The 15,636-nt window shown below is 65.7% G+C and carries 13 protein-coding genes; all 13 read left to right on the top strand.

Features of this window, described 5'->3' with window-relative positions:
• Positions 1-374 (top strand): tRNA (adenosine(37)-N6)-threonylcarbamoyltransferase complex ATPase subunit type 1 TsaE (tsaE, locus tag CKO35_RS16550; RefSeq protein WP_200177223.1); only part of this gene is annotated, 374 nt, incomplete at its 5' end.
• A 109-nt stretch (positions 375-483) separates the two neighbouring features.
• Complete coding sequence (locus tag CKO35_RS16545; protein ID WP_200177222.1) at positions 484-1,842, top strand: N-acetylmuramoyl-L-alanine amidase; 1,359 nt, start codon at positions 484-486, stop codon at positions 1,840-1,842.
• Between the two features lie 102 nt (positions 1,843-1,944).
• A complete protein-coding gene (gene mutL / locus CKO35_RS16540; protein WP_200177221.1) occupies positions 1,945-3,810 on the top strand; it encodes a DNA mismatch repair endonuclease MutL in 1,866 nt (621 codons plus the stop codon).
• Between the two features lies 1 nt (position 3,811).
• Positions 3,812-4,756 carry a tRNA (adenosine(37)-N6)-dimethylallyltransferase MiaA gene (miaA, locus tag CKO35_RS16535; RefSeq protein WP_200177220.1) on the top strand — a complete coding sequence of 315 codons (945 nt, stop codon included), beginning with the start codon at positions 3,812-3,814 and terminating at the stop codon, positions 4,754-4,756.
• Between the two features lie 152 nt (positions 4,757-4,908).
• Positions 4,909-5,157, top strand: a complete 249-nt coding sequence (gene hfq, locus CKO35_RS16530; protein WP_200177219.1) for an RNA chaperone Hfq — start codon at positions 4,909-4,911, stop codon at positions 5,155-5,157.
• A gap of 71 nt (positions 5,158-5,228) precedes the next feature.
• Entirely contained in the window at positions 5,229-6,512 is a 1,284-nt protein-coding gene (gene hflX, locus CKO35_RS16525) for a ribosome rescue GTPase HflX (protein WP_200177218.1), read from the top strand.
• Positions 6,513-6,593: 81 nt separating this feature from the next.
• On the top strand, positions 6,594-7,766 hold the full coding sequence (gene hflK, locus CKO35_RS16520; protein ID WP_200177217.1) for an FtsH protease activity modulator HflK: 1,173 nt from the start codon (positions 6,594-6,596) through the stop codon (positions 7,764-7,766).
• The gene (gene hflC / locus CKO35_RS16515; RefSeq protein ID WP_200177216.1) at positions 7,766-8,644 is read left to right on the top strand and encodes a protease modulator HflC; all 879 of its coding nucleotides are present in this window, start codon (positions 7,766-7,768) and stop codon (positions 8,642-8,644) included. Before hflK ends, hflC begins: the two co-directional genes overlap by 1 nt.
• Before the next feature lie 121 nt (positions 8,645-8,765).
• Positions 8,766-8,954, top strand: coding sequence for a DUF2065 domain-containing protein (locus tag CKO35_RS16510; RefSeq protein WP_200177215.1), 189 nt, complete (start codon positions 8,766-8,768; stop codon positions 8,952-8,954).
• 67 nt (positions 8,955-9,021) lie between these two features.
• Positions 9,022-10,206 (top strand): ATP phosphoribosyltransferase regulatory subunit, encoded by a 1,185-nt coding sequence (locus CKO35_RS16505; RefSeq protein WP_200177214.1) that lies wholly within the window; start codon positions 9,022-9,024, stop codon positions 10,204-10,206.
• Between the two features lie 2 nt (positions 10,207-10,208).
• Entirely contained in the window at positions 10,209-11,501 is a 1,293-nt protein-coding gene (locus CKO35_RS16500) for an adenylosuccinate synthase (RefSeq protein WP_200177213.1), read from the top strand.
• A 130-nt stretch (positions 11,502-11,631) separates the two neighbouring features.
• The gene (locus tag CKO35_RS16495) at positions 11,632-14,376 is read left to right on the top strand and encodes a cation-transporting P-type ATPase (RefSeq protein WP_200177212.1); all 2,745 of its coding nucleotides are present in this window, start codon (positions 11,632-11,634) and stop codon (positions 14,374-14,376) included.
• Between the two features lie 50 nt (positions 14,377-14,426).
• Entirely contained in the window at positions 14,427-15,200 is a 774-nt protein-coding gene (gene fabG, locus CKO35_RS16490) for a 3-oxoacyl-ACP reductase FabG (RefSeq protein ID WP_200177211.1), read from the top strand.
• The last annotated feature ends 436 nt before the right edge of the window (positions 15,201-15,636 follow it).

Below are 15,636 nucleotides of genomic sequence, written 5' to 3'. Positions count from 1 at the left end.
AACCCGCGGACCAGGGTGGTCTTGCCCGCCCCCAGGTCCGCGGGTTCCTGCGTGGGCTGGGGCATGGGGGACCGGTCAAGAGCCCCACCTATACCCTGGTGGAACCCTATGACATCGCCGGCCGTCGCATTCTGCATTTCGATCTCTACCGGCTGGAGGACCCCGAGGAGCTGGAATACCTGGGGGTTCGCGAGGAACTGGGGGGGCAGGCGCTGAATCTGGTGGAGTGGCCGCGGCAAGGGCAGGGCTGGTTGCCGGCCCCCGATCTGTGCCTGTCCCTGACCGCCAGCGGATCGGGGCGGCGTCTGGTGGTGTCTCCGCAAAGCCCCGTCGGCGTGGACTGGGTCCGGCGAGTGATGGAGAATTCACCCTAAGACCACTGCGTATCTGGCTAATATTACAGCCCTTTCGGGCTTGCAATTCCTGCCTTATCAGCCACACTATTAGTGTAGTGAGAGAGTGAATTTTTCAGAGGGCGGAACCGTGACCGACGACGGATACCAGGCCAGGCGGCGGCAATTCCTGCGAAGTCTGCTGTTCGCCTCCAGCGCGACGGCGGCCGGTCTGTGGTGGCCGGGAGCCGTGCTGGCATCCGGTCAGGCGGCGGTGAGGGGGCTGCGTACCTCCGTGGATGGCGAGGTGACGCGTCTGGTGTTTGAGCTCAGTGGTCCGGTGGACCACGCCGTGTTCACCCTCAGTGATCCGGACCGGGTGGTGCTTGATCTGCGCAAGGCCCGCGCGGCTGTTGATCTGCGGGCCGCCGGCTCCGCCTCGGGGCCCCTGCGCGGCGTGCGCCACGCCCCCCGCAACGAGCATGACCTGCGGGTGGTGCTGGATCTCAGGCATCCCGTCAGTCCCCGGACCTTCCTGCTGCGCCCCGCCGATGGGGCCGGACACCGTCTGGTGATCGACCTTCAGCAGGAGGGGGGCGCCGAGCCGGTCGTCACGCAATCCGTCCGGGAAACGGTGCGCTCCCGGGACGTGATCGTCGCCATCGATGCCGGCCACGGGGGCAAGGATCCGGGCGCCATCGGTCCCGGCGGCACCTATGAAAAAGACGTGGTGCTGGCCATTGCCCGGCGTCTGGATACCCTGGTGCAGCGGGAGCCGGGCATGACGCCGGTGATGATCCGCACCGGCGACTATTTCCTGCCTCTGCGTGAACGCATCAACCGGGCGCGGCAGCAGCACGCCGACGTCTTCATCTCCATCCATGCCGATGCCGCCCCCAATGCCCAGGTGCAGGGTTCCTCCGTCTACATGCTCTCCGATCGCGGCGCCACCAGTGAGGCGGCACGCTGGCTGGCCCAGCGGGAGAACGAGGCGGACCGGCGCCTGGGGGCGGTGCCCATCAACGACAAGGATGATGTCCTGGCCTCGGTCCTGCTGGACCTGACCCAGAACGGCACCCTGGAGGCCAGCAAGACCCTGGCCGATGCCATGATCGGTGAACTGCACCGGGTGGGCAAGGTGCGCAGCCAAAGGGTGGAGCGGGCCGGATTTGCCGTGCTGCGTTCCCCGGATGTCCCTTCCGTGCTGGTGGAGGCGGCCTTCATCTCCAACCCCGCCGAGGAGCGCAAGTTGCGCACCCCTGCCTTCCAGCAGTCCATGGCCGAGGCCCTGCTCGGTGGCCTGCGGGCCTATTTCGACGGCCACGCCCCGCCAGGCACCCTGCTGGCGGAACGGCGCCGCGGGCGGCACGTGATCCAGCGCGGCGAGACCCTCTCCGGCATCGCCACCCGCTACCAGGTGCCGGTGTCCCAGCTCCGCGCACACAACAACCTCAGCTCCGATGTCATCCGGGTGGGCCAGGTGCTGGAAATCCCCATGCGGGACAGCTGACGACCCGGTCGCAATCCCGCGGCGTCTGGTGCCGCCCCTTGGCAGGGCCGCCGCTTTTGCGCATCATCATGCCCCCATGTTCGTCCCGAGGGCCCCGTTCCCGTGCCCATTCAGGAACTCCCCCCCCAGCTGATCAACCAGATTGCCGCCGGTGAGGTGGTGGAACGCCCGTCCTCCGTGGTCAAGGAGTTGCTGGAAAACAGCCTGGACGCCGGTGCCGGACGCATCCACATCGATGTGGAACAGGGCGGGGTGCGGCGTATCCGCATCCGGGACGATGGGTGCGGGATTCCGCGCCACGAATTGCCCCTGGCCCTGTCCCGCCATGCCACCAGCAAGATCGCCAGTCTGGAGGATCTGGAGCGGGTGGCCAGCCTGGGGTTTCGAGGCGAAGCCCTGCCCAGTATCGCCTCGGTTTCCCGTCTGACCCTGACTTCGGCGGTGGCCGGGGAGGGCAGCGGCTGGCGCCTGCGGGGAGATGGCGGTGACCGCTTCGACGACCCCGAGCCGGCCCCCCACCCGGTGGGCACCACCATTGATGTCAAGGACCTGTTTTTCAATGTCCCGGCGCGGCGCAAGTTCCTGCGCACGGAACGCACCGAATACGGCCATCTGGAAGAAGTGGTGCGAAGGATCGGGCTGTCCCGCTTCGATGTGACCCTGGAACTGAGCCATGACGGCAAGTCCACGCTCCGTCTGCCGGCGGCCTCGTCCCAGGCCGAGCGGGATCACCGGGTGGCCCAGGTCTGCGGCCAGGCCTTCATCGGGCAGTCGGTCTTCATTGAGCAGGTGGCCGCGGGTTTGAAGCTGGAAGGCTGGATGGGGCTACCCACCTTTTCCCGCAGTCAGGCGGATCTGCAGTATTTCTATGTCAACGGCCGCATCGTCCGGGACAAGGTGGTGAGCCATGCGGTGCGCCAGGCCTATCAGGACGTGCTTTATCACGGTCGCCATCCGGCCTTCGTGCTCTACCTGACCCTGGACCCGGTGCTGGTGGATGTGAACGCCCATCCGGCCAAGCACGAGGTGCGCTTTCGCGAGTCGCGGATGGTGCATGATTTCCTCTTCAGCAGTCTGCACCGGGCCCTGGGTGAATTGCGCCCCGGAGTGATGCCGGTTGCCGGCGAACCCGTTGCCGACGAGGCGCCCGCTCCGGCGGCCGCAACCCCGGCGGCGGGGCCTGTCATCCCTGGATCGACCCTGCCACCGTTGCCGGCATCGGCGCGCCCTTTGTCGGGCCGGGGCAGCGGGGGAGGGTATGAGCCGGGGCCGGTACGCCAGGGCAGCCTGCACCTGCCGGTGGCCGAGTCCATGGCTGCCTATGCCCGTCTGCATCCGGAGCCGGACCCGGATCGGTCCGCCGAGTCGGCCACCGACCCGGCGGATTACCCCCTGGGTCATGCCTTGGCACAGTTGCAGGGCGTCTACATCCTGTCCCAGACCGTGGACGGACTGGTGTTGGTGGACATGCACGCGGGGCATGAACGGGTGACCTATGAACGTCTCAAGCGAGCCTACTGGTCGGAAGGGCTCAAGTCCCAGCCCCTGCTGGTGCCCGAGACCCTGGCTGTGAGCCGCACCGAGGCGGACACCGCCGAGGCCCATCGGGAGGACTTCCGGCGCCTGGGTTTCGAGGTGGACCGGGCCGGGCCCGAGCAGTTGCGGCTGCGGGCGGTGCCCAGTCTGCTGGCCGGGGGCGATACGGCCACTCTGGTGCGGGACGTGATCGCCGATCTCAAGGCCCACGGCCTGTCCCGTCGGGTGGAGGAGCAGGTCAACGCCCTGCTTGCCACCATGGCCTGTCACGGCTCGGTGCGGGCCAACCGGCGCCTGAGCATTCCTGAAATGAACGCCCTGTTGCGGGACATGGAAGCCACCGAGCGCAGCGGCCAGTGCAACCACGGCCGGCCCACCTGGGTCAGCCTGTCCATGGAGCAGCTGGACCGTCTGTTCCTGCGGGGCCGCTGACATGACCTCTACCCCGACACTCCCGCCGGCGGTATTCCTGATGGGGCCGACGGCCACCGGCAAGACCGATCTGGCCATCCGCCTGTGCGAGTCCCTGCCCCTGGAGATCATCAGTGTGGATTCCGCGCTGATCTATCGGGGCATGGACGTGGGCACCGCCAAGCCCGGTGCCGATGTGCTGGCCCGGGTTCCCCATCATCTGGTGGATATTCTGGACCCGGCCCTGGCCTATTCCGCCGCCCGGTTCCGGGAGGATGCCCTGGCCCTGATGGGCGACATCACGGCACGGGGGCGGGTGCCCCTGCTGGTGGGCGGGACCATGCTTTATTTCCGGGCCCTGGATTTTGGTCTGGATACCCTGCCGGAAGCGGATCCCGTGATCCGGGCCGGGATCGACGCCCTGGCGGCCGAGCAGGGCTGGGAGGCGGTGCATCGGGAACTGGCCCGGGTGGATCCGGTGTCGGCCTCGCGCATCCACCCCAACGATCCCCAGCGGCTGCAGCGGGCCCTGGAGGTCCACCGTATCACCGGGTCACCCCTGTCCTCGTTTCATGGCGGTGCCCGGCGTTCGCAACTGCCCTGGCGGGTGTTGCGTCTGGCCCTGATGCCGCCGGATCGTACCCGGTTGAGGGAACGGATTGCCCATCGCTTCCGTCAAATGCTCAGGCAGGGACTGGTGGATGAAGTCAGTGCCCTGCGGGCGCGGGATGACCTGAGCCTGGACCTGCCTGCCATGCGGGCCGTGGGGTATCGTCAGGTGTGGGAATATCTGGAGGGCCGGATTGACCATGACACCATGGTGGCTCAGGCGATCACTGCTACCCGACAGCTGGCCAAGCGGCAGATGACCTGGTTGCGTGGCTATCCGGATGTGGAGGTGTTTGATCCGGAGCGCCTGGACTCCGCCGGAATACTGGCGCGGGTTCAGGCCCACCTGACGCCCTGAATGACCGCCGCGCGCCTGTCCGGGAACGGGATCGGCGTGGGATTTTTGAATCAGGCGGTATGCTAGACTGAACCCATCAAGGCCAGGGGCCGGGGGCATCCATCCCCGCCTGGCAAAACACAATAATGATGACCATAACCCGGGAGCAGACCATGTCAAAAGGGCAGACGCTACAAGAACCCTTTCTCAATACCCTTCGCAAGGAACGCATTCCGGTCTCCATCTACCTGGTGAACGGCATCAAGCTGCAGGGACAGATCGATTCCTTTGATCAGTTCGTGGTATTGCTCAAGAACAGCGTGAGCCAGATGGTCTACAAGCACGCCATCTCCACGATCGTGCCGTCCCGGCCGGTCAAGCTGTCCACGGGCGATGATGGCGACCAGGACAGCCAGCACTGATGTCTGCGACACGCCTTTCCCCTCATGGGGAAAGGCGTCCCCCCCCATTCACATCGAGGTTGTGACACCACTTGTTCGAAAGACCCCGCAGTGGCGAGCGCGCCATCCTGGTCCATGTGGACCTTCCCGCTCAGGACGGTGATGAGGACTGCACCGAATTCATGGAATTGGCCCGTTCCGCCGGTGCCGATCCGCTGGCCCTGGTAACCGGTACCCGCAAGGCGCCTGACCCCCGTTACTTCATCGGCAGCGGCAAGGCAGAGGAGGTCCGCGATCTGGTGGCGGCCCACGGGGCTGAACTGGTCATCTTCGATCATGCCCTGTCACCCAGCCAGGAGCGCAACCTGGAAAGGCTGTTCCAGTGCCGGGTGCTGGACCGATCCGGTCTGATTCTGGACATCTTTGCCCAGCGTGCCCGTTCCCATGAGGGCAAGCTGCAGGTGGAACTGGCCCAGCTGCGCCACATGTCCACCCGGCTGGTGCGGGGATGGACCCATCTTGAGCGGCAAAAAGGCGGCATCGGCCTGCGTGGACCGGGTGAAACCCAGCTGGAAACCGACCGGCGGCTCCTGGGCGTGCGCATCAAGCAGATCCAGAAACGGCTGGAGAAGGTGGAGCAGCAGCGGGAGCAGGGTCGTCAGTCGCGGCGGCGGGCGGAGATCCCCACCGTCTCCCTGGTGGGCTACACCAATGCCGGCAAGTCCACCCTGTTCAATCGGCTCACCCAGGCCGGGGTCTATGCCGCCGACCAGCTTTTCGCCACCCTGGATCCGACCCTGCGGCGGGTGGACCTGCCTTCCCAGCAACGCGTCATCCTGGCGGATACGGTAGGCTTCGTGCGTCATCTGCCCCATGACCTGGTGGCGGCCTTTCGCGCGACCCTCACCGAGACCCGGGAAGCGGCGCTGCTGCTGCATGTGGTGGATGCCCATGCCGCCGAGCGGGACATCTATCTGCGGCAGGTGGACGAGGTGCTGGAGGAGATCGGCGCCAGAGACGTGCCCCAGGTGCTGGTCTTCAACAAGATCGATCTCATTCCCGGCGCCGAGCCGCGGATCGAGCCGGGTACCGTGGGCACGCCCACCCGGGCCTGGGTATCGGCCCAAACCGGGGCAGGGGTGGATGACCTGCTGCAGTGGCTGGGGGACTACTTCGCCGAATCCATCGTCCAGGGCTGGCTGGCGTTGCCGCCCCAGGCCGGTCGTGAGCGGGCGGGACTCTACGCCCTGGAGGCAGTGGAGGCCGAGGAGGTGAGTGATACCGGTGAGCTGCGCCTCAAGGTCAGGCTGCCCCGGCGGCGCCTGGAGGAACTTTTTCGGGGGGGTGGGTTCACACCGAAACTGATGGATGACTAGAATGGGCGGTTTGTACGCCTGATCTGCGTGTTTTTCCTGTTATCATCGGACGTTTGATCGCGTTTTCAACGGAGTCAGCTCATGCCCTGGAACGAACCAGGAAACAACAGCAAAGACCCCTGGGGTGGCGGCGGTGGCAACCGTGGCGGCAACCAGGGTCCGCCGGACCTGGATGAGGTCCTGAAGAAACTGTCCAACAAGCTGGGCGCCGTCTTCGGCGGCGGTGGTGGTGGCGAGGGCGGCAACGGTGGCGGCATGGGCAAGCATGCCTCGGCCGGCATCAGTCTGGCCGCCATCCTGGCCCTGGTGATCTGGCTGGCTTCCGGCTTCTTCATCGTCAGTGAAGGTGAGCGGGGCGTGGTGCTTCGCTTCGGCGCGTTCCAGTCCGTGGCCACTCCCGGCCCCAACTGGCATTTGCCCTATCCCATCGAGCGGGTGGAGATCGTCGATATCGACAACATCCGTTCCATCCAGCACCGGGCCCTGATGCTCACGGGTGATGAAAACATCATCGATGTGGACATCGCCGTGCAGTATCGCGTGATGGACCCTGAACGTTTCCTGTTCAACGTCCGCAACCCCGACGCCACCGCCCGTCAGGTGATGGAATCCGCCATTCGCGAGCGCATCGGCAAGAGTACCCTGGAGTTCATCCTGGGTGCCGGTCGTGGCGATGTGGCCACTTCCGCCCGCGTGGTCATTCAGGAGGCCCTGGATGCCTATGGCGCCGGCATTGCCGTGACCGCCGTGAGCATGCAGCAGGCCCAGCCGCCGGAGCCGGTGCAGGAGGCCTTTGCCGACGCCATCCGTGCCCGAGAGGACGAGGTACGCTTCCGTAACGAGGCCGAGGCCTACGCCAATACCGTGCTCCCCCGGGCGCGGGGTGAGGCGGCTCGCCTGATGGAGGAGGCCATGGCCTACCGGGATCAGGTTCTGGCCCAGGCGGAAGGTGACGCCGCCCGTTTCACCCAGCTGTTGACCGAGTACCAGCGGGCGCCGGAAGTGACCCGCGAGCGCCTGTTCATCGAGACCACGGAGGTGGTGCTGGGCTCCGCCAGCAAGGTGTTCGTGGACGTGAAGGGCGGCAACAACTTGCTGTTCCTGCCCCTGGACAAGATCATGGGCGGCGATGGTCAGGCCCTGCGGGATGCCCGCGCCTCCACCACCGCGCCGTCCACTCTCTCCACCCGTCCCATGCCGTTGCAGCCCCTGAATCAGCAGCGGCCTGATCCCCGTTCCCGGGAGGTGCGTTGATGTTTAGGATCGCAGCGATTGCCATAGCCGTTGCGGCCTTGGTCGTGTGGCTGTCCACCTTCACGGTGGACGAGAGAGAACGCGTGATCGTGTTCAGTCTGGGGGAGATCAAGCGCACGGACCTGGATCCGGGACTGCATTTCAAGTTCCCCATCGTCAACAACGTGCGCAAGTTCGATGCCCGGATCATGACCCTGGACATCCCGCCGGACCGGTTCCTCACCAGCGAGGCCAAGAACGTCATCGTCGACTTCTACGCCAAGTGGCGCATCGACGACGTGGGTCAGTTCTTCCGGGCCACCCGGGGTGACGAACGCAACGCCCAGGACCGCATGGCCCAGATCCTGCGCGACGGCATGCGTAACGAGTTCGCCAAGTACACCCTGGATCAAGTGGTGTCCGGTGATCGCATCACCATCATGGGGGCCGTGCGTCAGCAGGCCCTGGACACCGCCGGTGAGCTGGGTGTGACCCTGGTGGATGTGCGCATCCGCCGCATGGACCTGCCCGACGAGGTGAGCGAATCGGTGTTCAGCCGCATGCGTGCCGAGCGTGAGCGTATCGCCCAGGACTTCCGTGCCCGTGGTCAGGAGCAGTCGGAGCGTATCCGTGCCGACGCCGACCGTCAGCGCACCGTGATCATCGCCAATGCCTATCGTGACGCGGAACAGATCCGAGGCGAAGGGGACGCCACCTCGGCGGCGGTCTACGCCCAGGCCTATGAGCAGGATACGGAGTTCTTCACCTTCTACCGAAGCCTGCTGGCCTATCGCAATACCATGGTGGGTAAGGACAACTTCTATGTCCTGGAACCGGATTCGCAGTTCTTCCGTTACTTCCAGGATCCCATGGGCATGCGTGGGACCCGGGAGAACTGAGCCCGGTGGTTTGAAGTCCATGACATCGGCGGCCCCCGTGGCCGCCGTTTGTCGTCCGGCAACCCTCACCATCCTTACCTGCCCCTGGCGGGGCTGATCATCGCGAGGTCTTTCCCTCATCATGTGGTCCGATCTGCTGGCGGCACTGGCCCTGCTCATGATCATCGAAGGCGTGTTGCCGTTTCTCAATCCCGCCGGTTTTCGCCGCGGCCTGCTGCAGGTGGCCGAACTGCCCGACAATGTGCTGCGGGGAATCGGTCTGTTCAGCCTGCTGACCGGGGCCCTGGCCCTGTGGTGGATTCGGGCATGACAGCCATTTTTCGTGATGCCGGGCGGCTCGGGTTATAATGCGGCGCCAATCCAAGCGATTTGTTCACATGACTGATTCCAACCGCTGGCTGTTACCGGAAGGTATCGACGAGGCCCTGCCGCCGCTGGCTGAGCGCCTGGAGACCTGCCGCCGCCGCATCCTTGACCTTCATCACAGCTGGGGCTACGAGCTGGTGATGCCGCCTTTCGTGGAATACCTGGAGTCCCTGCTCACGGGCACCGGCCACGGCCTGGACCTGCAGACCTTCAAGCTCACCGATCAGCTCAACGGCCGGCTCATGGGGGTGCGTGCGGACATGACACCGCAGGTGGCCCGGATCGATGCCCATCGCCTCAAGCGTGAGGGGGTCAGCCGCCTGTGCTATGCGGGCACTGTGCTCCATACCCGTCCTGACGGCTTTGCCGGTTCCCGCAGCCTGCTGCAGCTGGGGGCCGAACTGTACGGCCATGCCGGTCTTGCCAGCGATGTGGAGATCCTGCGCCTGATGCTGGAGACCCTGGCGGTCTGCGAGGTGGACACCCCCTGTGTGGACCTGGGACATGTGGGCATTTTCCGCAGCCTGGCCGCCGATGCCGCACTGGACCCGGAACAGGAAACCCGTCTGTTCGACCTGTTGCAGCGCAAGGCCCTGCCGGAAATCCGCGACTGCCTGGCCCAGCTGCCGGTCAGTGCGGATCAGCGCCGTCGCCTGGGCGTCCTGGCGGATCTCAACGGCGATCGGGATACCCTGGACCGGGCCCGTATCGAACTGGCCGGTGCCGACGACGCCGTGATGATCGCCCTGGACGCCCTGGAACACCTGGCGCGGGCGGTGCAGGCCTCCCATCCCGATGTGGTCCTGCATGTGGATCTGGCGGAACTGCGTGGCTATCACTATCACACCGGCCTGGTCTTTGCCGCCTACCTGCCCGGCATTGGCCAGGAAGTGGCCCGTGGCGGTCGCTACGACGACATCGGGCGCGTCTTCGGCCGTGCCCGTCCGGCCACCGGTTTCAGCGCCGACCTCAAGACTCTGGTGCGCCTGTCCCGGTGTCCGGAGTGTGCCGCGCCGGGAGGCATCCTGGCGCCGGCGGACCCGGACCCGGACCTGATCCACGCCGTCGTCGACCTGCGTCGCCGGGGTGAACGGGTGATTCAGGGGCTGGACGGGCAGGATAACGATGCAGTGGCCCTGGGCTGTGACCGGGTGCTGGTCAAGACAAACAATCAGTGGACAGTGGTGGACGCTTGAACATGAGTAAATTCGTGGTAGTCCTGGGCAGTCAGTGGGGCGATGAAGGCAAGGGCAAGGTCGTGGACCTGCTCACCGAAAAGGCAGCCGCCGTGGTGCGATACCAGGGTGGACACAATGCCGGTCATACCCTGGTGATCGAAGGCAGGAAGACGGTATTGCATCTGATCCCCTCCGGCATCCTGCGGGAAGGGGTGGAGTGCATGATCGGCAACGGCGTGGTGCTTTCTCCCGAGGCATTGCTCAAGGAAATGGCCATGCTGGAAGAAAACGGCGTGCCGGTGCGCGAGCGTCTGCGCCTGTCGGAGTCCTGCCAGCTGATCCTGCCGTTCCACGTCATCCTGGATCAGGCCCGGGAGAAGGCCCGGGGCGCCGCCGCCATCGGCACCACCGGTCGCGGTATTGGTCCGGCCTATGAGGACAAGGTCGCCCGCCGCGGTTTGCGCCTGGGGGATCTGTTCCATCGGGATCGCTTCGCCGCCAAGCTGGGCGAGGTGCTCAACTATCACAATTTCGTGCTCAAGCATTACTTCCACACCGATACCATCGATTTTCAGCAGGTGCTGGAACAATCCCTGGCCATGGGCGAGGAGCTCAGACCCCTGGTGATCGACGTGCCGGAACGTCTGCGCACCCTGCGCAATCAAGGGGCGGCGGTGATGTTCGAAGGTGCCCAGGGTACCCTGCTGGACGTGGACCACGGCACCTATCCCTTTGTGACCTCCTCTAACACCACCGCTGGCGGCGTCTGCACCGGCAGCGGCGTGGGTCCGCTGGACCTGGACTACGTGCTGGGGATCACCAAGGCCTACACCACCCGGGTGGGCGCCGGTCCGTTCCCCACCGAGCTGTTCGATACCATGGGCGAGCACCTGGCTCGTCGCGGTCATGAGTTCGGTTCCACCACCGGCCGTCCCCGTCGCTGCGGCTGGTTCGACGCCGTGGCCCTCAAGCGGGCCGTGTCCATCAACAGCATCAGCGGTCTTTGCATCACCAAGCTGGACGTGCTGGATGGCCTGGAGACCCTGCAGATCTGCGTGGGCTACCGCTGCGGCGATACCATGGTCACCGAACCCCCGGCCGGCGCCGAATCCTATGCCGAGTGCGAACCGGTGTACGAGGAGATGCCCGGCTGGCAGGAATCCACCCTGGGGATCACCGAATACGACCGCCTGCCCCCCAACGCCCGCGCCTATCTGGAGCGTATCCAGGCGATCGCCAGCATCCCGGTGGACATCATCTCCACCGGTCCCGACCGGGATCAGACCATCCTGATGCGTCATCCCTTCCAGTAAGGGCAGGGGGGAGTGCCGGCGCCACCGCTGTCCGGTTCTCCCCCCCCCTCATTCCCTTCCTCTCCCCCGCGCCGGGGAGAGGGGCGCCGGGTACGCTCACGCGTGAGTTCACTCACAAGAAGGATGCCCCATGTCCGAGGAAAAAGAGACCGGAGTCACTTCCCGCTGGCATCACCTGGATGCCGGGGATGCCGTCAGGCAGCTGAAGACCTCCGACCGTGAAGGCCTGACCACGGACGAGATCGAGCGCCGCCGCGCCGAATATGGCCCCAACCGCCTTCCGCCCCCCAAGACCCGCGGCCCGCTGGGCCGTTTCCTGGCCCAGTTCAACAACCTGCTCATCTACGTCCTGCTGGGCGCCGCGCTCATCACCGCCCTGCTGGGGCACTGGGTGGACACCGGCGTCATCCTGGCGGTGGTGTTGCTCAATTCCATCATCGGCTTTGTCCAGGAAGGCAAGGCGGAAAAGGCCCTGCAGGCCATCCGGGACATGCTCTCGCCCCATGCCGCGGTGATCCGGGACGGTGAACGCATGACCGTCGAAGCCGAGGCGCTGGTGCCCGGTGACCTGGTACTGCTGGAACCCGGCGACAAGGTGCCCGCTGACCTGCGACTGATCAGGGTCAAGGGGCTGCAGGTGCAGGAGGCCATGCTCACCGGTGAATCCGTCCCCGTGGACAAGTCCGTCGAGGCGGTCTCCGCCGGGGCCGATCTGGGGGACCAGACCTCCATGGCCTTTTCCGGCACTCTGGTCACGGCGGGGCAGGCCACCGGCGTGGTGGTGGAAACCGGCGCCCGCACCCAGATCGGTCGCATCAGCACCCTGCTGTCCGACGTGGAATCCCTCACCACGCCGCTGCTGCGGGCGATGAACGTCTTTGCCCGCTGGCTGACGGTGGCCATCATCGGTCTGGCGGGTCTGGTGTTCGCCTTCGGCATGCTGGTGCGCGACTACACCGTGGTGGAGATGTTCATGGCCTCCGTGGCCCTGGCGGTGGCGGCCATCCCCGAGGGCCTGCCCGCCATCCTCACCGTGACCCTGGCCATCGGTGTCCAGTTCATGGCCTCCCGCAACGCCATCATCCGTCGCCTGCCGGCGGTGGAAACCCTGGGTTCGGTGTCCATCATCTGCTCGGACAAGACCGGCACCCTGACCCGCAACGAGATGACGGTGCGTTCCATTGCCCTGGCCGGGCGGGACTACGAGATCACCGGGGTGGGCTACGATCCCCATGGTGGTTTCACCGTGGATGACAGGGAGGTGGACCCGGCCGGGGAGGCGCTGTTGCTGGAGGCCCTGCGGGCCATGGTGCTGTGCAACGACTCCCGTCTGCGCCAGAAGGATGGGCAGTGGCAGGTGGAGGGGGACCCCATGGAAGGGGCCCTGCTCACCGCCGGCATCAAGGCCGGCATGGACCCGGTCTTCGAACACAAGGATCGCCCCCGCACCGACATCATCCCCTTCGAGTCGGAACACCGCTTCATGGCCACCCTGAACCATGACCATGAAGGGCAGGGCATGATCCATGTGAAGGGTGCGCCCGAGCAGTTGCTGGAGATGTGTCGCCGCGTGCGTACCGCCAATGGCCCGGCGGCACTGGATCGGGATGCCTGGCTGGAACGGGTGGAGGCCCTGGCGGCCCGGGGCGAGCGGGTGCTGGCCGTGGCCTGCATGCCCGCGGATGCGGGGCATCGGGAACTGAAGTTCTCCGACGTGGAGGACGGTCTGGAGCTGATCGGTCTGTTCGGACTCATCGACCCGCCACGGGAGGAGGCCATCCAGGCGGTGGCCGACTGTCAGCAGGCGGGCATCCGGGTGAAGATGATTACCGGCGACCATGCCGGCACGGCGCGGGCCATTGCCGGGCAACTGGGCCTGGCCAATGGGGACAAGGTCCTCACCGGCCGGGATCTGGATGCCATGGACGACGAGACCCTGCGCCGTACCGTGCCGGACGTGGACGTGTTTGCCCGCACCACTCCGGAACACAAGCTGCGCCTGGTGCGCGCCCTGCAATGGCATGGCTATGTGGTGGCCATGACCGGTGACGGCGTCAACGATGCCCCGGCCCTCAAGCAGGCGGACGTGGGCGTGGCCATGGGACGCAACGGCACCGAGACCGCCAAGGAGGCATCGGAGATGGTGCTGGCGGACGACAACTTCGCTTCCATTGCCCACGCGGTGCGGGAAGGGCGCCGGGTCTACGACAACCTGAAGAAGGCCATTACCTTTCTGCTGCCCATCAATGGCGGTGAGTCCGGCTCCATCATCACCGCCATCATGCTGGGCATGGCCCTGCCCATCACCCCCCTGCAGGTGCTGTGGGTGAACATGGTCAGTTCCGTGGGGCTGGCCATGGCCCTGGCCTTCGAGCCGGCGGAGAAGAATGTCATGAAGCGGCCGCCCCGGGCGCCGGGAGAGGCCATCCTGTCCCTGTTCCTGATCTGGCGCATCCTGTTCGTGTCGTTCCTGTTCCTGATCGGGATCTTCGGTATCTACCTGTGGTCGGTGCAGCAGGGCTACAGCGTGGAAATGGCCCGCACCCATGCGGTCAACACCCTGGTGGTGATGGAGATCTTCTATCTGCTGAGCGTGCGTTCCATGCAGGTGACGTCGCTCAGCTTCAAGGGCCTCATCGGTACCCGGGCCGTGCTCATCGCCGTCCTCATCGTGGTGGGCCTGCAATTGGTGTTCACCTACGCGCCCTTCATGCAGTTCTTCTTCGACAGCGAGCCGGTGGGCCTGCTGGAATGGGGTGTCATCCTCGCCGTGGGCGTGGTGTTGTTCATCATTCTGGAACTGGAGAAGGGGATTCGTAATCGAATCAGTCATAAGAAACACGGGCAGCATCCGCCGGCCTCCAGGGCGGGGTAACGGCCCCTTGCGGGGCTGCCCATGAGGCGCACAACTCAAGAGGTATATCCATGGTCAGCAGGGTTCAGGATCGCAGTACGGTGGTTACCGGGGCAGGGAAGGGGATCGGTCGCACCATTGCGCGGGTCTTTGCCGCCGAGGGGGCGCGTGTACTGGTCTCGGACCTGGATCTGGCCGCTGCCCGGGCCACGGTGGCCCTGATCGAGGAAGACGGCGGTCAGGCCGTGGCCTGTCAGGCGGATGTGAGCAAGCGCGCCGATGCCGAGGCCATGATCGGGGAGGCCATGTCCCATTTCGGCAGCGTGGACATCCTGGTGGCCAACGCGGGGATCTTCCCGTCCGCCACCATCGAGAACATGAGCGAGGCCGAGTGGGACCGGGTCATGTCCGTGAATCTCAAAGGCGTGTTCTTCTGTGTCAAATCCGTCGCCTGGGCCATGCGGCGCCAGCAGAGCGGCCGCATCCTGCTCACCTCGTCCATCACCGGTCCCATGACCGGTTTCCCCGGCTGGGCGCACTATGGCGCCAGCAAGGCGGGCATGCTGGGCTTCATGCGGTCCGCGGCCCTGGAATATGCCCGGGACAACGTCACCATCAACGCGGTGCTGCCCGGCAACATCCGCACCGAGGGTTTGAAGGACGTGGGGCCGGAATATCTGCGCCGGATGGAGGCCTCCATCCCCATGGGGTATCTGGGGGAGCCGGAAGACGTGGCCTGGGCCATGCTGTTCCTGGCCTCGGAGGAGGCGCGCTACATCACCGGTCAGACCCTGGTGGTGGACGGCGGCCAGACCCTGCCGGAATCGGCGCTGGCACTGGACTGACCCAGGCCCGCATGGGGTTGCCGGTCATGGGTGGGGGACGTCGTGGGCGAAAAATCCCGGTTCGGCAGGGGGCCAGGGGAGGGCGTTCCGGTCCGGTCTGTCGCCTGCCGGGCCCGATGGACGTGTTGATGTGGCGACTCATGGGCGTCATGTCCGTCATCGCCCTGCTCGCTGCCCTCGTCATCCTGTACTTCCTTCTGACGGGCTGAGTCTGCCCGTGGCGCCGTGGGCAAGCCCGGGCTGGGATTCCCGGCGGAAAGGAGGTACAATCCGGCGCTTGAAACGAAAACGGCCCGCAGTGAGCGGGCCGTTCATCGAAATCAAGTTGGTGCCGAGGAGAGGATTCGCTTTACTCGCCCCCTAAGCCCATCAAATCAAGCACTTAGGCTTCCCAACAGGCTTCATTGTGTATCACCAATGTGGTCCATTGCAAGCC

This window comes from Ectothiorhodospira shaposhnikovii (genome assembly GCF_016584105.1).
GTDB lineage: Bacteria > Pseudomonadota > Gammaproteobacteria > Ectothiorhodospirales > Ectothiorhodospiraceae > Ectothiorhodospira > Ectothiorhodospira shaposhnikovii.
The sequence above is the reverse complement of the archived record's forward strand: the minus strand, read 5'-3'. Positions and strand labels throughout refer to the sequence as shown.